At 65.0% G+C, this 19,049-nt stretch carries 24 protein-coding genes and 1 tRNA gene; 14 read left to right on the forward strand and 11 right to left on the reverse strand.

The window, feature by feature from the left end:
• The first annotated feature begins 5 nt into the window (after positions 1–5).
• Entirely contained in the window at positions 6–572 is a 567-nt protein-coding gene (locus Q0319_RS07785) for a DUF488 domain-containing protein (RefSeq protein ID WP_299451652.1), read from the forward strand.
• 38 nt (positions 573–610) lie between these two features.
• Positions 611–826: a DUF2945 domain-containing protein gene (locus Q0319_RS07790; protein ID WP_296464195.1), complete on the forward strand. Its 216-nt coding sequence runs from the start codon at positions 611–613 to the stop codon at positions 824–826.
• A 72-nt stretch (positions 827–898) separates the two neighbouring features.
• Here Q0319_RS07790 and Q0319_RS07795 read toward each other — a convergent pair whose 3' ends face one another.
• Positions 899–1,864, reverse strand: a complete 966-nt coding sequence (locus tag Q0319_RS07795) for a tripartite tricarboxylate transporter substrate binding protein (protein WP_296464198.1) — start codon at positions 1,862–1,864, stop codon at positions 899–901.
• An 83-nt stretch (positions 1,865–1,947) separates the two neighbouring features.
• Positions 1,948–3,135, reverse strand: a complete 1,188-nt coding sequence (locus tag Q0319_RS07800; protein ID WP_296464201.1) for an FAD-dependent monooxygenase — start codon at positions 3,133–3,135, stop codon at positions 1,948–1,950.
• A gap of 289 nt (positions 3,136–3,424) precedes the next feature.
• On the opposite strand from Q0319_RS07800, the gene Q0319_RS07805 reads away from it, so the two are divergent.
• The gene (locus Q0319_RS07805; RefSeq protein ID WP_299451653.1) at positions 3,425–3,793 is read left to right on the forward strand and encodes a VOC family protein; all 369 of its coding nucleotides are present in this window, start codon (positions 3,425–3,427) and stop codon (positions 3,791–3,793) included.
• Positions 3,794–3,846: 53 nt separating this feature from the next.
• Here Q0319_RS07805 and Q0319_RS07810 read toward each other — a convergent pair whose 3' ends face one another.
• The 3 genes from Q0319_RS07810 to Q0319_RS07820 form a co-directional block, all read right to left on the reverse strand.
• Positions 3,847–4,104 (reverse strand): GlsB/YeaQ/YmgE family stress response membrane protein, encoded by a 258-nt coding sequence (locus Q0319_RS07810; protein WP_296471027.1) that lies wholly within the window; start codon positions 4,102–4,104, stop codon positions 3,847–3,849.
• Between the two features lie 92 nt (positions 4,105–4,196).
• Positions 4,197–4,481 (reverse strand): hypothetical protein, encoded by a 285-nt coding sequence (locus tag Q0319_RS07815; RefSeq protein WP_296471030.1) that lies wholly within the window; start codon positions 4,479–4,481, stop codon positions 4,197–4,199.
• Between the two features lie 87 nt (positions 4,482–4,568).
• Positions 4,569–4,772 carry a hypothetical protein gene (locus tag Q0319_RS07820; protein ID WP_296471035.1) on the reverse strand — a complete coding sequence of 68 codons (204 nt, stop codon included), beginning with the start codon at positions 4,770–4,772 and terminating at the stop codon, positions 4,569–4,571.
• A 164-nt stretch (positions 4,773–4,936) separates the two neighbouring features.
• Between Q0319_RS07820 and Q0319_RS07825 the strand changes: the two genes are divergently transcribed.
• Entirely contained in the window at positions 4,937–5,296 is a 360-nt protein-coding gene (locus Q0319_RS07825; RefSeq protein WP_296471038.1) for a hypothetical protein, read from the forward strand.
• Complete coding sequence (locus tag Q0319_RS07830; protein ID WP_299451657.1) at positions 5,293–5,787, forward strand: response regulator; 495 nt, start codon at positions 5,293–5,295, stop codon at positions 5,785–5,787. Before Q0319_RS07825 ends, Q0319_RS07830 begins: the two co-directional genes overlap by 4 nt.
• Here Q0319_RS07830 and Q0319_RS07835 read toward each other — a convergent pair.
• Positions 5,784–6,998, reverse strand: a complete 1,215-nt coding sequence (locus Q0319_RS07835) for an MFS transporter (RefSeq protein WP_299451658.1) — start codon at positions 6,996–6,998, stop codon at positions 5,784–5,786. The two genes, Q0319_RS07830 and Q0319_RS07835, sit on opposite strands and share 4 nt — an antisense overlap.
• Positions 6,999–7,168: 170 nt before the next feature.
• On the opposite strand from Q0319_RS07835, the gene Q0319_RS07840 reads away from it, so the two are divergent.
• Positions 7,169–7,447, forward strand: coding sequence for a hypothetical protein (locus tag Q0319_RS07840; protein ID WP_296470402.1), 279 nt, complete (start codon positions 7,169–7,171; stop codon positions 7,445–7,447).
• A gap of 14 nt (positions 7,448–7,461) precedes the next feature.
• Here Q0319_RS07840 and Q0319_RS07845 read toward each other — a convergent pair whose 3' ends face one another.
• The 4 genes from Q0319_RS07845 to Q0319_RS07860 form a co-directional block, all read right to left on the reverse strand.
• Positions 7,462–7,929 (reverse strand): GNAT family N-acetyltransferase, encoded by a 468-nt coding sequence (locus Q0319_RS07845; protein WP_296470407.1) that lies wholly within the window; start codon positions 7,927–7,929, stop codon positions 7,462–7,464.
• A 125-nt stretch (positions 7,930–8,054) separates the two neighbouring features.
• On the reverse strand, positions 8,055–9,035 hold the full coding sequence (locus Q0319_RS07850; RefSeq protein WP_299451674.1) for a tripartite tricarboxylate transporter substrate binding protein: 981 nt from the start codon (positions 9,033–9,035) through the stop codon (positions 8,055–8,057).
• Between the two features lie 34 nt (positions 9,036–9,069).
• Positions 9,070–10,077, reverse strand: coding sequence for an amidohydrolase family protein (locus tag Q0319_RS07855; RefSeq protein ID WP_296470414.1), 1,008 nt, complete (start codon positions 10,075–10,077; stop codon positions 9,070–9,072).
• A gap of 26 nt (positions 10,078–10,103) precedes the next feature.
• Positions 10,104–10,520, reverse strand: a complete 417-nt coding sequence (locus tag Q0319_RS07860; protein WP_296470417.1) for a RidA family protein — start codon at positions 10,518–10,520, stop codon at positions 10,104–10,106.
• A 236-nt stretch (positions 10,521–10,756) separates the two neighbouring features.
• On the opposite strand from Q0319_RS07860, the gene Q0319_RS07865 reads away from it, so the two are divergent.
• The 4 genes from Q0319_RS07865 (at position 10,757) to Q0319_RS07880 (ending at position 13,390) form a co-directional block, all read left to right on the forward strand.
• Positions 10,757–11,734, forward strand: a complete 978-nt coding sequence (locus tag Q0319_RS07865; protein ID WP_296470558.1) for an NAD(P)H-quinone oxidoreductase — start codon at positions 10,757–10,759, stop codon at positions 11,732–11,734.
• Positions 11,735–12,057: 323 nt separating this feature from the next.
• Complete coding sequence (tpiA, locus tag Q0319_RS07870) at positions 12,058–12,837, forward strand: triose-phosphate isomerase (protein WP_296470561.1); 780 nt, start codon at positions 12,058–12,060, stop codon at positions 12,835–12,837.
• Complete coding sequence (secG, locus tag Q0319_RS07875) at positions 12,838–13,254, forward strand: preprotein translocase subunit SecG (protein WP_296470564.1); 417 nt, start codon at positions 12,838–12,840, stop codon at positions 13,252–13,254. It begins immediately after the preceding gene.
• A 51-nt stretch (positions 13,255–13,305) separates the two neighbouring features.
• A tRNA-Leu gene (locus Q0319_RS07880) sits at positions 13,306–13,390 on the forward strand.
• Between the two features lie 78 nt (positions 13,391–13,468).
• On the opposite strand, the gene Q0319_RS07885 is transcribed toward Q0319_RS07880, so the two are convergent.
• Complete coding sequence (locus tag Q0319_RS07885; protein WP_299451676.1) at positions 13,469–14,578, reverse strand: acyltransferase; 1,110 nt, start codon at positions 14,576–14,578, stop codon at positions 13,469–13,471.
• 224 nt (positions 14,579–14,802) lie between these two features.
• Between Q0319_RS07885 and Q0319_RS07890 the strand changes: the two genes are divergently transcribed.
• The 4 genes from Q0319_RS07890 (at position 14,803) to gcvA (ending at position 19,021) form a co-directional block, all read left to right on the forward strand.
• Positions 14,803–15,498 (forward strand): FCD domain-containing protein, encoded by a 696-nt coding sequence (locus tag Q0319_RS07890; protein ID WP_299451677.1) that lies wholly within the window; start codon positions 14,803–14,805, stop codon positions 15,496–15,498.
• A gap of 70 nt (positions 15,499–15,568) precedes the next feature.
• The gene (locus Q0319_RS07895) at positions 15,569–16,552 is read left to right on the forward strand and encodes a tripartite tricarboxylate transporter substrate binding protein (RefSeq protein ID WP_299451678.1); all 984 of its coding nucleotides are present in this window, start codon (positions 15,569–15,571) and stop codon (positions 16,550–16,552) included.
• 16 nt (positions 16,553–16,568) lie between these two features.
• Positions 16,569–17,942, forward strand: a complete 1,374-nt coding sequence (locus Q0319_RS07900; protein WP_296467362.1) for an MmgE/PrpD family protein — start codon at positions 16,569–16,571, stop codon at positions 17,940–17,942.
• A gap of 143 nt (positions 17,943–18,085) precedes the next feature.
• Positions 18,086–19,021 (forward strand): transcriptional regulator GcvA, encoded by a 936-nt coding sequence (gene gcvA / locus Q0319_RS07905; protein WP_296467358.1) that lies wholly within the window; start codon positions 18,086–18,088, stop codon positions 19,019–19,021.
• Positions 19,022–19,049: the final 28 nt, after the last annotated feature.

Raw genomic sequence — 19,049 nt, forward strand, 5'->3', positions numbered from 1 at the left:
AACCATTGAACGCAGTCCATGTGGAGGCGGCGGAAATGGTGACGGCAGTGCCTGCGGCTCTGGAGCTCTGGACCATCGGGCATTCATCCCACTCATGGGATGAGTTCCTCCCGATGCTGACTTCCCACGGCATCCAGGCGATCGCCGACGTGCGACGGTACGCCGGGTCGCGCAAGTACCCCCACTTCAATGGCGACGCGTTGCGTCGCGCGCTTGGCGAGGCAGGCATCGAATATGTTCCCCTGCCTGAGCTGGGCGGCCGCCGGAGGCCGAGGCCTGATTCGCACAATACCGCGTGGCGCAATGATTCGTTTCGCGGTTATGCGGACTACATGGATACCGATGCGTTTTGGGGCGGCTTCGCGCGTCTGGTCGCCCTGGCGGGCCGCCGCAGGACAGCCATCCTGTGCGCAGAGGCGTTGTGGTGGCGCTGCCACCGGTCGCTGATCGCTGATCTCTTGAAGGTTCGTGGCGCCTGCGTCAGGCACATTGTCGCCGCTTGCAAAAGCGAGGTCCATCCCTACACGTCGGCAGCGCGCGTCGAGAACGGCCACTTGACCTATTCGACTTGACCGAGAGGCTTGATGGTCATGGACCAGGAGGAAAAACCATGCCAGGCAAGTTCAAGGTAGGAGACCACGTGACCTGGAACTCTGAAGCGGGTTGGGTGAGCGGAACCATCATCAGGGTGCACACGCAGGATTTCGAGTACAAGGGGCATAGGCGGCGAGCCAGCAAAGATGACCCGCAATACGAGATCAAGAGCGACAAGACCGATCACATCGCTGCGCACACAGGATCGGCCTTGAGCAAGGTCGCGAAATGAACCGGAGTCCGCGGCGTGCGGCCCGGGGCAGCGCCGCGATTTCCGCTCGCCGCCCTTGGCGTCGCGGCAGTGCTATTCGCGCGTCACGTTGGTGGTCTTGAGCAAATTGCCCCAGGTTTGCATCTCTTTGCGCAGGAATGCTTCGTACTCCGTCGGCCCACCACCGACCACGGTGATGCCCATTTCGGCGAGCCGGTTTTCCACGGCGGGCGTGCGCGCGGCCTGGGCGATCGCCTTGGACAGCTGTTCGATGATCGCAGGCGGGGTGCCAGCCGGGGCGTTGACGCCGACAAAGTTGACCCATGCGTAGTTCGGGAAGCCCAACTCTGAAACCGTCGGCAGGTCGGGTAGCAGCTTGGACCGGGTGGGGCCGACATTGGCGATGAGTTTGGCCCGCCCGTCCTTGACGGCCGGGGCGGCAATCAGCGCCGATGCGAACGCCATGTCGATTTGCCCGGCCATGACAGCGGTGACTGCGGGGTTCTCGCCTTTGTACGGCACGTGCATGAGGTTGAGGCCGGTCTCTTTCTTGAGCCATTCTCCACCCAGGTGGTGCGTGCCACCCGCCCCCGGCGTGCTATAGGTCAGCGGCTCTTTGGCGTTGCGGCCGAGTTCCAAGAGTTGCTTCATGTCGCTGGCGGGCAAGTCTTTGCGCGCCATGAGGACGTTCTCAAAGTTGAGCGTGTGGTTGACCGGAGCCAGGTCTTTAAGCGGGTCGTACGGTACGGTGGCATCCGACAGGGGCGTGATGACCAGCGGACCCGTCGGGCACCAACACAAGGTATAGCCGTCGGGCTTGGCCTTGGAAACGTAATCGGCCGCCAAGGTTCCTGCACCCCCTGCGCGGTTCTCGACGATGACGGCTTGCTTGAGCACGTTGTTGAGCTCTTGCGCGACGACTCGTGCAGAGACGTCCATCGCCCCGCCGGCCGGGTAAGGGACGACGAGCCGTATCGGCCGGTTTGGAAATTCCTGTGCGTGGATGGCCGAGAGCGGGGCGAGCGCCAGTGCTCCCATCGCCAGGATGGATCGGAACATGGTTGTCTCCTCGATGTGGGCGCCGAACGGGAGGCACGTGCGGCGCGTGGTTGTCGTGTTATGGGGTACGGGCGGGTTCGATGTCAGGCCGCCTTGTGCATGGACCCGCTCGCGGCGTCGTAGCTATAAATCCAGTCGACGGGCAGCGGCGGAGGCGGGGGGACGAGCTGGTTGTTGATGAACTGTTGCCGCGCCTGCAGTTGCACCCGTTTGCCGCGCGGCTGTCTCTCCCGCTCATAGGCGAGTAGCGCAGCAGTGGGGTCGGCATCCCCGAGTGCCAGGTGCCGAGCGATGGCATAACCGTCTTCGAGGGAAATGGCTGCGCCTTGTGCCAGCGTGGGCATCATGGGGTGCGCGGCATCCCCCAGTAGCGCGATGCGTCCTTGCACCCAGTGGTCGAGCGGATCGCGATCGTGAATGCCCCATTTGAACACTTCGGCGGCTTGGGACAGCACATGGAGCATGCCCGGATGCCAGCCGGCATACGCCTGCAGCATTTCCTCCTTGGAGCTCGGCACGGCCCAATCGTCGGACGCCCATTCAGTCGATACGCGTCCCGCGAAGATGTTCAGGAGTTCTCCGCCGCGTATGGGATAGAACAGGACGTGACCGGTCGGCCCCAGCCAACCCACGTATTCGGAGCCCGTCAGCCGGGTGGGAAGCTTGTCGGCGGCGCGATGAAGTTCCTCCATGGGGAGGATAAGCCGCCAGCAAATCTGGTTGGTGAAGCGAGGCGTGAGAAAACCGAAGAGTTTGCCGCGCACGGTGGACTTGATGCCATCCGCGCCAAGGATGACGTCCCCCTCGATTTCGCGGCCATCCTCGGTGCGCATGACCGCTCCCTCCGCGGTGTTGGCCACGTCCGCGCAGGCGACGCCTGTATGGACGGATGATTCGGGCACGCGCGAAAGCAGCAGGCGGTGAAGGTCCGCCCGATGTGCCATCAGATAACGGGCCCCGAATATTTCGGGCATCCTGTCTTTGAAGCGTTCACGGACCGTGACTTCGCCCGTGTCCCACTTGATGGAGAGCCGCTCGATGGGTTCGGCCGCGACGCGCATGAATTCTTCTTCCAGCCCGAGTGCCCGTATGACCTTGACGGCATTGGGAGCAATTTGCAGCCCCGCACCCACTTCGCCCAGCTGACGCGCACGTTCGTAGACCTGGACCTCGAATCCTTTCTGATGGAGTGCCGCTGCGGCGGTCAAGCCGCCTATGCCGGCTCCGACCACGATGACCTTGAGTTTACGGCCTGGTCCTATGCCTCCCATGTCTCCTCCGATATGTTGCGCCAGCCGTCAGCGCTGCGCGCGGCCCTGGCATATTTTTTGGTCGTGGCTACTGTAGCAAGGGCCAGATGGAGTGGAGAAACAACATATTTCGATCAGCCCAAAAGAGAGATTTGTTAGTGTCGAGCCGTCCGCGGGAAGTACTCGGAGCCGTAACGGTGCGTTGCCTCGGCCTCTGCGGGTGCCCGGAGCAGGTTCACCTCATCATCCTGACAATTCCTGACAGTGGGCCAAGCTATCCTGGGACGTCGAGATGCTTGGAGGCGATTCCATGCCGATGCCCAACCTGATGCTGCTGTACGTTGAAGATCCGCCCGCGAGCGCACGGTTTTATGAGGCGTTGTTCGAGCAGCCGCCCGCGGCGGTATATCCCACTTATGCTGCCTTCGAGTCGGCGCAGGGATGGCATCTCGGGCTATGGTCGAGCAAGGCCCGGGACTTCGTGTCGGGTGGCTCGGGACACCGCGCGGAAATTGCGTTCTTGGTGCCCGGCGACGAGCAGGTATTGGCCCTGTACGAACGCTGGCATGCGCTGGGCGTGGCTATCGAGCAGCCGCCGCACCATGCGGTGTTCGGCCTGACGTTCGTGGCCCTGGATCCGGACGGCCATCGGATCCGCGTTTGCACGCCCGATGGCTGACAAGGGGGGCGCAGCGCAAGCGGCCGCGGCCATGCGCAATTGGCGCGCCGGAGTCAGGCGGATTTTTTCTTGGTGATCATGCCGTAGATCACGAGCAGGACGATGGCGCCTATGACGGAAGCGATCCAGCCGGCGGCTTCGCCGGGTTCGTACCAGCCGAGGGCGCGGCCTGCATAGCCGGCCACGAGCGACCCTGCGACGCCGAGCACGATGGTCATGATCCATCCCATGCTGTCGTTGCCGGGTTTGATTGCACGTGCGAGCAAACCCACGATCAGGCCAACCAGCAGGGTTCCGAGCAGAGACAGCATGGCGTTCCTCCGGAGGATGGGGCCCGGAGCGGGCTCCGCGCAATCATGCCACATGTTGGACGAGCAGGGCATGGCCGGCCGCGCCGGGGCCGTTAACGCAGGGTGTAGCCTTTGGCGCGCATGCAGTCGTTGGCCAGGCCCATCTGCCGTTCAGCATTGGCCAGGCCGTCGCTGACTCCCGAGCCTGCGCCGGCATTGATGCCGCGCAGCGAAGGGGTGCTCGTCCCGGGCACGCTGAGGCGGGCCTGGCGCTCGCACTGGATGCGATCGCGTTCGAGTTGTTCGGGCAGCGCGCTCTCCTTGCGCCACGCAGAGGGGCTGCCTGCACAGGCGCAGAGTGCAAGCAAGGTCGGGAGGGCGACGAAGAGCTTCTTCATGTTGAGTTCATCCGGGATGCGACCTCGTGGACAGGGCGGTGTCGCGAGGATTCGATTTTATTCAAAGGAGAGGTCGCTTGGACTGCATCAGCCTTCATCGTCATATTCCAGCTCGGCCAGCCGGCGCCGCAGCGCGCGCGCGTCGACTTCGGGCGAGTGACCGTAGTTCAGCGTGAGCTGTCGCAGTTCGACGTCGTAGGGGTCGAGGCTGTCGGCGCGGCTCAACGAAAGTTCGAACGCGGCCAAGCGGCGCTGCCGGAGCTGGCGCGCGTACTGAAGGAGGTGTTTCATGACGGGTTTCATGGCAATCGCACGGCGAAACGCAATGCGACGCAGGTCGTCGCGCTCTCCGTCGTTATAGACGCTTTCTGTAGACTTGACCAGTTGCCGTCGGGGCGCGATTAGGCCGGGTACGTGACTTGCTATCCAGCACTCGCTACGACACGGAGAAGCGCATGTTGGATGATCCAGGGCGCGGGAGCACGCAGCCTCGCCGCTTTAGGCTGTGCATATCGGGCTATCACATTTATGCCGAGGATGATGCCGGTAAGCTGGCGAGGATTGGTGCCATCTCGCTGGCCCGCGGCGAGCTGGCCTATCGCCTGCTATGGGACGACATCGAGGCAACAGGGTTCCTGACGGCGGAAAAACTCCTGCAAGACGTGGCGGCCAAACTGGCCTATGGCTCGCTGCGGCGGTTCGTCGCCACCGCGCCGGCGGTGCCTGGCGAAACAGTCGAGCCGGTCGCCTTGAGCCTGTTTCTTGCGGATGAAGGGGAGCCCGGCGAGCGTGCGCCGCACGGGGCGGCGCAATGAAAGCTGCGATCGGCATGAGCCGGGGGCAGTGCGCCGACCTGTTGGGCGTGCAGGGCGCTGGCGGCCTGCGGGATGGAGAGGAGAACGAGGTGGGACAGAATGCGTCTTGCCGGGTATTGGTGGTGGACAACTACGTCAGCGCAGCCGAGGCCCTGGCCGAGGCGTGCAGCCGATATCACGAGGTCAAGTTTGTCGGGGGCGGGTCGGCAGCCATGGAAGTCGCCTTGGCCTGGCGCCCGCACGTGATGATCCTGGACATCGACATGCCTTCTCCCAATGGGCTGGAAGTCGCCACCATGATGCGGGACATCGCGCACTTGCAACCGGTTACCCTGATTGCCGTGACGGGGCGCAGCGCGGCCTTCGGGCAGGAGGAAGCGCTGGCCCACGGTTTTGACGATTACCTCACCAAGCCGGTGGATGTCGAGAAATTGCTGGCCCTGATTGCCGCGCGGCGCGGCCCCGCCTCGGCCGACGCGGAGCCGGCCTAGGCGTGCGGTTCGGGGTCGCCCACCGTGCGAGGGCGGCCCGCGCCGTAAGCGACCCAGGCCTGCACGGCAGCCGTGACGATCATGAGGACCAGGACGGGCAGCCAGCTGGCCGTCCAGTCGCGCAGGAACCCGCAGATCACGGGACCGGCGGCTGCGATCAGGTACCCCAGGCTCTGCGCCATGCCGGATAGCGACGAGGCTTGCGTCGGCGTGGCCGAGCGCAGGCTGATGTATGCCAAGGAGAGCAAGAGGCTCCCGCCCAGCCCGAGTCCCGCGATGCAGACCCAGGCCATGATCCACGCGGGGAAGAGCGCCATGCCGGCGAATCCAACCAGGCAAAGCACGGAAATGAAGACCCCCAGGGCTTTCTGGTCGCGTACCCGTCCGGTGACCCACGACGTGGCGATGTTGCCGAACAGGGAGGCCACTTGCATCAGGGTCACCATCCAGCCGGCCAGCAGGGGGCTCATGCCCGTCTCGTGGAGCATGGACGGCAGCCAGGCCATGAGGATGTAGAAATTGAATGCCTGGATGCCGGTGAATAGCGTGACTTGCCAGGCCAGCCATGACCGCCAGACGTTGACGGGCACCGGCTGGGTGGACGCGGCCGGCGCTTCGGCGGCCGCGGCGCGACGCCAGCGTCCCAGCCAGACCAGGGCTGCCGGCACGGTGAAGATGAGCGAGCAGGCTAGCGCGGTGCGCCAGCCTCCGGGCAGGGCGTCGGCTAACGGCACGGCCATGCCGGCGACCAGTCCCGAAGACATGCTCATGACCACCGAATAGAGGCCGGTCAACGGGCCGATGCGTTGCGGGAATTCGCGCTTGACCACGGCCGGCAGCATGACGTTGCCCACTGCAATGGCGACGCCGGCGACCAGGGTGCCCAGGAACAGCGGGATGATGCCTGGTACCGACCGCAGGACGATGCCGGCCGAGAGCATGCCCATGGCAAAGCACAGGATGCGTTCCAACCCCAGGCGGCGGCCCAAGGCAGGCGTGAGCACGGAAAAAAACCCAAAAGCGAGCAGCGGCAGGGTGTTGAGCCATCCGGCGCTGCTTGCGTCCAAGCCGGTCGAGGCCCGGATATGGCCCAACAGCGGGCCGACACCGGTCAGCGGTGTACGGAGGGTGGCGGCAACCAGCAGGATGCCCAACAGCGCCATGGCGGGAGACACGGCACGAGCGAGAGTGGGACGGCTTTCGGTGGTCATGACGGACATGCGCGCACGGCGGCGCGGTTTGGGAACGATGTTTGCGGGCGCATGCGGAGCCGGCGGCCGCCCGAGGCGCCGCGCAGCGAGCCGGCGTACAAAAAAGAATCGAACGGCGATGGCGCCCGGAGCCGGAGCGTGCGTCGGCCGCAGTCTACCGGAGGCATGCCATGCCCAATCGACTTGCCGCAGGATCTACGCCGCTCGCGACGGCGCAGGGCGTTCGTTTCACGCTTTTCCACGAGACGCGCGGCCCGCAGGTGTACGAGGTGGATGCGCGCGTCTTGCGCCTGCGCTTCGGGGCGCCGGACGAACGTGCCGATCACCTGCTTGCGGCATATTTGGCCGGACAGGCGGAGATCCACGACGTGGCCGCCGCCGCACCGGCTGGCGAACATGGCACCGTGACCCGCCTGCAGCCTGAGGATTTCGGGCTCGACCGATCGTGACTGCATGGATCGGCTCAACGCCCGGCTGCCGGGGCGTCCCCGGTGCCGTCCTCCAGCGACAGCGCCATCAATACGTGGGGGATGCCCGCTTCCATGAATTCGTCGCCCTCGGCCCGGAAGCCGCGCGTTTCGTAGAACCGGCGGGCGCGTGTCTGGGCGTGTAGCAGGAGCCGCCGGTGGTTGCGGCGCCGCGCTTCCTCGATCAGCGCGTCGAGAATCGCGCCGCCGATGCCGGCTCCCCGCGCATGGCGATGTACCGCCATGCGGCCGATATGGCCGTCGGGCAACAGGCGACCCGTGCCCAGCGGGCGGCCGGCGGAGTCGTAGGCCACGGCATGCAGGCTGACGGCGTCGGCGTCGTCGTACTCGAATTCCAGGGGAACGGACTGCTCTTCGACGAACACGGCCTCGCGGATCGATGAGGCGTCACTGCGCAGCGCTGGCCACGGTCCGATCACGAGGCGGATGGCTGGCCCCGTCATGCGCAGGCCCGCGCGCAGCGCAGGGTGCCGTGGAGGAGGGGGGGATGAGTCGAAATGCTTCGTTTCATGCCGGCGATGCGGCCGCGGCGTCGGCCGCGGCCAGTACGAATGACGAAGCCTCTAGCTTAGTCGATTCGCACGTTCGCTTGCTTGATGATGGCGCCGTATTTCGCGGCTTCGGTCTTCACGAAGTCGGCGAAGGCGGGGCCGCTCATGCCTTGGGGCACCGCACCCATGTTCTTGATGTTGTTCAGCACTGCGTCATTCTTGAGGGCGGCGGCCGCAGCGGCTTGGAGCTTGGCCACGACGGGAGCCGGAGTCTTGGCAGGCACGAACAGCCCGAACCAAGCCTGGGTGTTGTAGCCCTTCAGCCCGGCTTCGTCCAGCGTTGGCACATCCGGGAGCACGGGGGAGCGTTCCGGGCTGCTGACCGCAAGCGCACGCAGCTTGCCGGCCTGGATTTGCTGCGAGACGGTCGGAATGTTGATCATCAAGGCCGAGATCTCGCCGCTCATCACGGCGGTCACCGCTGGCGCGGCGCCCTTGTAGGGGACGTGCGGGATGTCGGTGCCGGCCATGGAGTTGAACAGAATGGCCGACAGGTGCGATAGGCTGCCATTGCCGCCGGAGCCGACGTTCAGCTTGCCAGGGTTGGCCCGCGCATAGGCAATGAACTCGCCGATGTTCTGGGCCGGCAACGCAGGGTTGATGACTAATACGTTGGGGGCGCTCGCCAGCAGCGTGACAGCCGCGAAGTCTTTCTCTGCATCGAATGGCAGCTTGCTGTAGAGGCCGGGGGTGACGGCGTGCGAACTGGCGTTGCCCAGCAGCACCGTGTAGCCGTCGGGGGCCGCCTTGGCGACGATGTCCGATGCGATGCTGCCGCCTGCACCGGGTTTGTTTTCGATGACCAGGCTTTGGCCGAGCACGTCGCCCATGGCCTTGCCTACATTGCGCGCCAGTTGGTCGGAGCCGTCGCCGGGCGGCGCTGGCACGACCAGCCGGATCGGACGATCGGGGTACTCGGCATGGGCGGCCGCGGCCGAGAGGCCCAAGCCGAGGGTGATGGCGGCAGTCAGGTATCGCAATGGGGCGTTGAAGGCCATGGCGTATTTCCTTGAGGTGGGTGAGGAAACGGGATCAGGCGACCAATTGCTGTAGCCCGAAGAATTCGATGGCATTGTCGGCGTAGATCGCCCGCTTGTCTGCATCGGTGAAGCCGGGCTGCTCGGCCACCAGCTTGCCGATGGACTGCTCGCCCAGGGGGAACGGATAGTCTGACCCCAGCATGATGCGGTCCGTGCCCATGACTTCGGCCAGCAGCCGCAGGGACCGCGGGTCGAAGACTGCCGAATCGACGTAGAAGCGCTTGACGTATTCCGAAGGCGGCCGCGGGCAGTCCTTGCGGACGATGTCGCGATGCTTCCAGGCGTTGTCCACGCGACCCAGCATGAATGCGAAGGAGCCGCCGCCATGGGCGAAGCAGATCTTCAGCGATTCCGGGATACGCTCGAAGGCGCCCGAGAGGATCAGCGACAGGATGCCCAGCTGGGTTTCCGCAGGCATGGCCACTAACCAGGGCAGCATCCATTGCTTCATGCGATTGCCGCCCATCATGTCCCACGGGTGCACCAGCAGCGGAATGTTTTCGTTCGCGCAGTGCTGCAGGAAAGTCACCAGGCCTTCGTCGTCGAGGTCCCGGTCGCCCAGGTGGTTGCCGATCTGGACGCCGTAATGGCCGCTCGCCTTGGCGCGTGACGCTTCGCGGCAGGCGGCGTCGATGTCCTGCAGGGGCACCTGCGCGAGCGGCACGAGCCGCTTGGGCGCAGCCGCGCAGAATTCAAGCGCGAGGTCGTTCATGCGCTGGGCCCACGGCAGCACTTTCTCGGGCGAGAATTCGTAGCCGAACATGATGGGCGTGGCGCAGGTGATCTGGATGTCTACCCCTTGCGCGTCCATTTCGGCCAAGCGCGCCCGTGGATCCCACAGGGCGTCGTATACGGGCCGGAACGGCTTGTCGGCGCGCATGATCTGCCCGGTCTTGCCGCCCTCGTCCACGCGCAGCCAGGGGGCGCGCTCGGCGCTGAGTGCGGCGGCTTCCTCCCGGGTAATGCGGGGGAAGTGGTGTGCATGCATGTCGATTTTCATGGTGTATTCCGGATGGGCGTGATGGATCAGAGCGGCTTGTAGGCGACCGCCTTGATCTCGATGCGCAGGTGGGGATGGGGCAGTTGGTGGACCGCGACCGTCGTGCGCGCCGGGCCATTGAAGTCGAAGAACTCTCCGTACACTTCGTTGTAGCCGCCGAAATCTCCCATGTCGACCAGGAAGGTCGTGATCTCCACGACGTCAGACAGCGAGGCACCCTGAGTGGCCAGGATGTCTCGAATGTTTTCGAGCACGGCCCGGGTCTGAGCGCGGATGTCGAACTGGGTCGTGCCCATTGCGTCGGCCTGGACGCCGGCGAACGAGTTGTCCGCCCGGCGGGAGCTGGTGCCGGAAACGAAGAGGAAATCGCCAGCGCGCTTGATGTGGGGATACTTGCCGCGGGGCGTCGCTTTGCCCTCGACGACTTTGGCTTGTGTGTTCATGTCTTCTCTCGTTCGTTTGGAAGGGCTCGTGGGAGTGAGCCGGTTTTCGCCGGTACAAGTCTAGGCAATCCCGATTGTCATGGAGAATGAATTTCTCCGTCGTCGATATTCGTTTTGGCTATGGTCGGGTGCGGGCGCAATGACGCTCACCTGGGTGGGGAGGGCCCTGGATGGGAGCAGGGGTGGCATAGCCGTATATGATGACCGTCTTCGGACAAAAAACGGGAAGCTGTTCCATGATCGCGATCGAAATTACCCGTCCCGGCGGACCTGAAGTCCTGCAAGCCGTCGAACGCCCCACGCCCGAGCCGGGCCCGGGCGAAATCCTCATCCGGGTCGCCGCAGCCGGCGTCAATCGGCCGGACGTCGCCCAGCGCCTCGGTACCTACCCGCCGCCTCCCGGGGCTTCGGACCTGCCCGGCCTGGAAGTGGCGGGCACCGTCGCCAAGCTAGGGGAAGGCGTGGACGGCTTTGCGTTGGGGGACGAGGTCTGCGCCTTGGTCAACGGCGGGGGGTATGCCGAATACTGCGCCGTACCGGCCACCCAGTGCCTGCCCTTGCCGAAGGGCTTGAGCATGGTCGAGGCTGCGGGCTTGCCCGAAACCTATTTCACCGTGTGGAGCAATGTGTTCATGCGGGCCCGCCTCTCCGCCGGGGAGTCTCTGCTCGTGCACGGCGGGGCGAGCGGCATTGGCACGACAGCAGTGCAACTGGCGCACGCGCTGGGGCATCCGGTCTATGCCACGGTGGGCAGCGATGAGCGCGTGGCAGCCGTCGAGAAACTCGGGGCGACCGCCGGCATCAATTACCGCACCCAGGACTTCGTACAAGAGATCAAGCGGCTCACGAACGGACGGGGGGTGGACGTCATCCTGGACATGGTGGCGGGCGACTACGTCGCGCGTGACATCCAATGCCTGGCCGACGATGGGCGCATCGTCCTGATTGCGCTGCTGGGCGGCGCGCGCGGCGAAATCGACTTTGCCCGCGTCCTCAGCCGGCGCTTGACGATCACCGGCTCGACCTTGCGGCCGCGCTCGACGCAGTTCAAAGGCGAGGTGGCGGCGGCGCTGCGGCAGCACGTATGGCCCTTGTTCGAAGACGGGCGCCTCAAGCCGGTGGTCTACGCCACTTTTCCGCTGCGCGAGGCGGCGCGGGCGCACGCCATGATGGAGTCGGGGGAACACATAGGGAAGATCGTCCTGACCGTCTGAGCACGCCCGGTAAGTGCTCGAGACGCCACCCGGGGCCGCCTGCCGGCACCCGGCGCGCAGCGACCGGACAGCCTCGCGCCGGCGCGTGCGTGGGAGCAGGGCACGCCGGCGACGGACGGTCTACAATGCTGCCTCTGCGCGCGTGGTACCCGTCGCGCCGGCTTGGCGCAGCCGCAAGGTTTCCGGCCTGGCGACGCGTGTGGGCCGGGCGGCCATGCCTGCTTTTTTGCGATACGGGCTGCAGTAGCGGCCCGGACCCGATACAATCGAGATTTTGCCTGCGTCCTTTTTGAGCGTCGCGGGCTTTTTTCGATCCCTTGTCGATGGCAACTACACAGAATATCCGCCGCCTGGTGCTCGGCAACTGGAAGATGCACGGCAGTCTCACGGCCAATGCGCAATTGCTTTCGGCCGTCCGCAGCGCCTGGAACCAATCGTCCGGCGCCGCTGCCTGCGACGTCGGCGTCTGCGTGCCGTTTCCCTACCTGGCCCAGGTCGAGTCGGCCTTGACCGGCTCCGACATCGCCTGGGGCGCCCAGGACGTCAGCGTCCACGCCCAAGGCGCGTATACCGGCGAAGTGTCCGGCGCGATGCTGGCCGAGTTCGGCTGCCGCTACGTACTTGCCGGGCACTCCGAACGGCGCAGCATGCATGGCGAAACCAGCCAGCTCGTGGCTGATAAGGCCAAGGCTGCCCTGGCGGCTGGCCTGACGCCGGTGGTCTGCGTGGGCGAAACGTTGGCCGAGCGCGAAGCCGGCCGTACGCTGGCCGTCATCGACGAACAACTCGCCCCCGTCCTGGCACTGGGCAAGGATGCGGTGTCCCGCATGGTCATCGCCTACGAGCCGGTCTGGGCGATCGGCACGGGCAAGACCGCAAGCCCCGAGCAGGCCCAGGAAGTGCATGCTGCCATCCGCGCCGCGCTCGGACGCGTGGGTAGCCCCGGCGTACGCGTGCTCTATGGCGGCAGCGTCAAGGCCGCAAACGCCGCTGAGCTGTTCGCCATGCCCGACATCGACGGCGGCCTGATAGGAGGCGCCTCGCTGGTCGCCGAAGAATTCCTGCGCATCGCTGAGGCGGGCGCGACAACCCGGAGTGCTTGAATGTCCGTATTGCTTACCGTCCTGCTCATCGTGCAGGTCATTTCTGCCCTGACGATCATCGTCCTGGTGCTACTGCAGCAAGGCAAGGGCGCCGACATGGGTTCCGCCTTCGGCGGCGGCTCGGCCGGTAGCCTGTTCGGCGCCGCAGGTGCGGCGAATTTCCTGTCGCGCACGACGAAGTGGGCGGCAGTGGTGTTTTTCATCACCACTGCCGCGCTGGCCTACCTGGGGCGCCCGATGTCTTCCGCCCCGGAAGGCGGCGTGATGGAGAGCTTCAATCCCGACCAAACGGTGCCGAGCGTGCCGGGCTCGACGCAAGTACCGCCGCCCGCCGCACCCGACGCCTCGGTGCCGCCAGCTCCGTCCGCCGCGCCACAGGAAAATGCTCCTGCGCAGCCGGAAGCGGAGAAAAAGTAAGGAAGCTTCCTCATGAGCCCGGAAATGTTATATACTAGCGGGCTCACGCAAGCCGTCGTGGTGGAATTGGTAGACACGCTATCTTGAGGGGGTAGTGGCGAAAGCTGTGCGAGTTCGAGTCTCGCCGACGGCACCAGTCAAAAACTTTCAGCGCAATCTGAAAGGCCCTGGAACCCGCGATGCCATCGAGGCCGCGGGTTTTTTCATGGGCGCTTCAATGCCCTGCGGGCGACCATCTGTTCTCCAGGGTTCGAGCCTGCTCCGACGAGGTCTTGAGTCGACGGCGCACACGCTCGATGGGGGCGGCTATGCTTACGTTCAACGCCACTGCCGCTGCGACGCTAGCCATGACAATGGCTGCCCATCCGCGCGTCGAGTGCAGCGCTCCGGCTCCGGCGCCCAGGCCAGAGAACAACAAAATGACCAGCATGTGCGAGATGTAGAGCGGGTAGCTCAGTTCGCCCACGAGACGGTCCCATTTGTGCCGGCACTGGAAAATGAATGCCAGCGGCAGCACCGTTGCCGCCACGGCCAGAAACAGCGCGTCGCGCAAGGTCGGGTTGATCGGCTCCTGGAAGTGGGAGAACGATAGGGCGAGCAGGGCGCCGACGCCCGCGCCGGGCAGCCAAGGGAGCCGCGCGCATAGTCGTTGGAATCGCGGCAGCAGCATTTGCTGGGACAGCGCACCGATCAGGAACAGTGCCAACTCGGAAGGGAAAAAGCGATAGGTCCACGGGTCGCTGCGGCCTATGCCCGTCACGATGAGGGCGGCGCGGAGCCCGAGCGAGGCCAGTAGCGCGACCCACATCCACCGCCGAGACGTAATGAGGAACGGCGCGACGAGATAAAACGTCAGCTCGACGGAAAGGCTCCAGGCCTGCGGAACCAGTAATGCTTCATACAATGGGACGTCGCTGTCCCGGAAGCTGCCGGTCAGGGCGAGGTGATCGTGGTGCACCCCCATGAACAGAATCCAGTCCTGGCCGAAGAGCAACACGGTCGACGCCAGCAGTATCGCGGTCGCATCGCCCGGCAGGTTGTGAAGGCGCTGCAGGAACCCCGTGCCCAACGCGGCATGCGCCGCCAGCGTCAGCACTGCGACGACCGCATATGCCGGATAGAGGCGAAGAAAGCGGTTCTGGTAGAACTTGAGCCGGTCGTGGCGATAGGTGTCAGTCGCCGTCAGGACGTACGAGATCAAGAAACCTGAGATCAGATAGAAGGTTTGGACCGCCAGGCGCCCTCCCACGAGGATTTCCCGTTCTCCATTCCAGACGTGGTCAAGTAGAACCGAGAGTGCCAGCAGCGTTCGCAACAGTCCCACCGTCCCCCCTTTGCAGCCTCCGCGCCATTGTTGCGGCGTCGCATCCCCCGACGACGCTCCCGGAAGATTGTGCGACGCTGGCCTTGCACCTTGCTATGGTCCATTCGGCTAGGGAGGCTTAGGGCGCCCGGTTAGGGGCGGTGCTGGTTTATCCCTATTTGTATTTCGTATACGAAATATAGAATTTTCTCGTCTCCACCCCATTGCCCGCTCGGGGCGTCGCCATGCTTCCCTGGAGCTTCCCCACCAACGAGGATGCATTCACGGCAATCCGCGAGACCAAGTTGTCGAAACTGGTCCGGAATGAGCTGTTGCGGCAGATCTTGGCCGGAGAGTTGCCTCCGGGCGCCCGGATCAACGAGCCCGATGTCGCTGCCCGCATGAAAGTTTCACGCGTTCCGGTGCGCGAGGCCTTGCGCGAACTCGAGAGTTCGGGGTTGGTGGTATCGCGCAAGCATGCCGGGGTGTTCGTGCGCGAACTGGATGGGGAAGAAGTGCGCGGCCTGTACGACCTGCGCGCGCTGCTGGACGGTTATGCGGGACGGCGCACCGCACAGCTGACCTTGCCCCAACGGGTGGAGCTTGCCGATGCGCTTGACGAATCCATCTCGCACATGCGCGCGGCGGCCGACGCCCACGACGTTGCGACGTATTACGCGGAGAACCTGCGTTTCCATTGGTTGATGATCGAGGCTGCCGACAACCGGCCGGTCGAAGAGACCTACCGGACGGTGGTGCAGAAACTGCATTTGTCGAGGCTGAAGAATTTGTCCCAGGATACCGGCATGCGGGCGTCCATCGCCGAGCACGTCGAGATTGCGCGAGCATTGCGCGACGGCGATGCGGTCCGGTGCGAGGCGTTGCTCGCCAGCCACGTCCGGGACGCTTTCACACGGTTGCAGGCCACCGCGGCTCTCTGACGGCTGCGGTCACCCGCGGCGCCTCCGAGGGGCCGCTTGCGTCATTCCAAGAGCACAGAGGAGACACGCCATGCAACGACGCGCATTCTTGCAGACCGCCCCCATACTGTTATCTCCCGCGCTGGCTGCCCGGCCTTCCCCCGCGGGCGCGCAGCAGGGTTTTCCGGACAAACCGCTGCGATACATCGTGCCCGTCGCGCCCGGGGGTGGCAGCGATTTGGTCGGCCGTACCGTCTGCGAACGGTGGAGCCGCTTGCTGGGGCAGCAAATCGTCGTTGAGAACCAGGGAGGAGGCGGCGGCGTCATCGCATGCCAGAGCACCGCGCGCGCGGCGCCGGACGGCTACACGCTCATGCAAGGCTATGTCGCCACCCACGGCACGAGCCCGGCGACGCGCAAGGTTCCCTACGACCCTATCAAGGATTTCACGCCGATCGGCATGATCGGCGCCACGCCCAACATCCTAGTGATCGATCCCAAGCTTCCGGTCAAGGACTTCAAGGAGTTCGTGGCCTATTTGAAGGCCAACCAGGGCAAGATCAGCTACGGGTCGGCGGGAGCTGGCTCCTTGACGCACCTGACGATGGAGCTGATGGCGCAGCAGCTTGGCACTCCGCTCACCCACGTGGCGTATCGCGGGGTGGCTCCGGCGTTGACCGACGTCATCGGCAGCCAGACGCAGGCCGCCTTCCCTGGCCTGGCGGCTTCGCTGCAGCACATCCGTTCCGGGCGTTTGCGCGCGTTGGCGATCACGGGGAAGAGCCGGGCCTCCCAAATGCCGGATGTCCCTACGCTGGAGGAGCTCGGCCTGCCCAATTTCGACGCCGTGCAATGGTATGGCGTGGTGGGCCCCGCCGGCATCCCTCCGGAAGTAGTACGCAAACTCAACGATACGCTGAACGCCGTGCTCAAGGCGCCCGACATGCGCGAGAAGCTCGCCGGCGAGGCAGTCGAACCCATGCCGATGACGGCAGCCGAGTTCGGCGCCTATATGCAAAGGGACCTGTCGCGCTGGACCGAGCTGGCCAAGGCCCAGAACATTTCTCTCGACTAACTTTTCATAGCTGACCATGGCACGCAATACGCAGGTCCAGGCCGACCACAATGCGCCTCCCATTACCCGAGTCTTGGCGGAATATGTTTCCTCCCACCCGTCGCGCGGGTGGAGCGATGCGGTGGACCGCGAGGCGCATCGCACCTTCCTGAATTGGTTAGGCTGCGCCGTGGGGGCAGCCCGTCACGAGGCGGCCGAAGCGGCGCTGGCCGCGGTCGCCGTCTTGCAGCCTGCGCCGCAGGCGACCGTCATCGGCCGCAAAGAAAAGGTGGACGCTGCGAGCGCCGCGTTGGTCAACGGGATTACCTCGCACACTTTCGATTTCGACGACACGCACCTGAAGACCATCATCCATCCGGCGGGCCCGGTTGCATCGGCCGTGCTGGCTTTGGCTGAGCTCAAGGGCGCGACCGGACGGCAGCTCATCGATGCCCTGGTGCTGGGCATAGACGTAGCGTGTCGCATGGGCAACGTCATTTACCCGGACCACTACGATCGCGGCTGGCACATCACGGGCACGACCGGCATGCTGGGGGCGGCGGCGGGTTGCGCGCGGCTGCTCGGCCTGGATGCGGACCGCACCCAGATGGCCCTCGGCATTGCGGCTTCCCAGCCGGTCGGGTTGCGCGAGCAGTTCGGGACCATGACCAAGCCTTTCCATCCCGGCGCCGCGGCACGGGCCGGGATGATGTCGGCACTGCTGGCCCAGCATGGCTTTACCGCCAGTCCGCGCGCGCTCGAGGCGCCGCGTGGTTTCGTGCAGGTCGTATCCACCAAGGCTGCATGGCACGAGGCCACGGATGAACTGGGGGAACGGTTCGAGATCTCCTTTAACAGTTACAAGCCGTTTGCATGCGGCATCGTCATCCATCCCAGCATCGACGCATGCGTGCAGTTGCGGGACCAAGGGGTCACGGCTGACCAGGTTGAGCGCATCGAACTGAAGGTTCATCCCCTCGTGCTGGAACTGACGGGCAAGAAAGAGCCCGCCGACGGCTTGCAAGGCAAGTTCAGCGTCTATCACGGCTGCGCCGCCGGCTTGATTTTCGGGAAAGCCAGCGAAGACGAATACTCGGACGAGATCGTCAATCGCCCAGACCTGGTCGCCCTGCGGCGCAAGGTGATCGCAACCGTCGACGAGCGTCTCGACGAGGCCAGCGCCGACGTCACCGCGCTGCTTGCGGATGGCCGGAAGGTCCACGTATTCGTCGAGCATGCGATCGGTTCGCTGCAGCGCCCGATGAGCGACGAGGACCTGGAGCGCAAATTCAGGGGGATGGCTGATCCGATATTGGGGGCAGGGCGGGCGGCCGAGTTGATCCAGGCGTGCTGGCGACTGTCGGACGTGGAGGACCTGGCCGCGCTGGCGACCTTGATGCGGCCGGACTGAGTCGCCGCGATCGCAGGCGCCCGCCGCGGCAGGGCGCAAGGCATGCGAAGCGGACATGGCCAGCCGCGGACGCGCGCTGAATCGTTTTGGGCCCGACGGCTATAATCCGGCTTCGTCAGCCCATCCTGCGATGGAAGCCGTGCATGCCTTCTTTCATTCCGCCGTTGAACGCATTGCTTGCTTTCGAGGCGACTGCTCGCCATCGGAGTTTTACGAAGGCGGCCAATGAACTGCACCTGACCCAAGCGGCCATCAGCCATCAGATCCGGTCGCTGGAAGATCGGCTGGGAACCACCCTGTTCGTGCGCGCCAAGGGCAGGATATCGCTAACGGCTCCCGGCGCCGAATATCTCGAATCGGTCAGCAAGCTGCTGGTGGAGCTTGCCAAGGCCACGGACCGGGTCAGCCAGGGCGGCGACGAAAGCACGCTCTCCATTAGTTGCCTGCCCACCTTCGCGACGGAATGCCTGCTTCCCATCCTGCCTGAGTTTCACGAGGCACATCCGGACCTGCGCCTCCAGCTTTCTACGTCGTCTGCATTCGAGGCTTTCCAGATCAACGCTTACGACGTGGCGATTCGCTATGGGTCCGGCAAGTGGGAAGGGGTGAAGTCGGATTGGCTCTGCGATGAATACTTTTTCCCTGCGATGGCTCCGCGCTTGCTCAAGGGCAGGGAGGGAAAAGATGCACGGGAGGTGCTGCAGGGGGCGACGTGGCTGCGCACGTACTTCACGTCCCTGTACGAAGACGACTGGCCGGAATGGCTCGAAGCGGCGGGCCTGGCCGACTTGCAACCCGGCATGGAATTCGGCATGCACATGCAGCTGACTTCTCTGGCAGGGGCGGTGGAAGGGCTCGGCGTGGTCATCGCGCGGACACCGCTCGCCAATCGAGCGTTGCGCCAGGGGGCGCTGGTCTCGCCCTTTGGCCCGCGACTGAAGTCGAAATCGGCCTACTACCTGGCTACGCCCGAAAGCCGGTACGACCAGCCCAAAGTGGCGCGCTTCCGGCAGTGGCTGTTGGACCGTGCGCCGGACTATTTCCGCATGGCGCCCGAGGCGCTGGTCGCCCGTGAGTAGTGAGTTCGCCCGCTTCGTCGCGTCCTGC

This window comes from uncultured Pigmentiphaga sp. (genome assembly GCF_937950555.1).
Taxonomy (GTDB): Bacteria; Pseudomonadota; Gammaproteobacteria; order Burkholderiales; family Burkholderiaceae_B; genus Pigmentiphaga.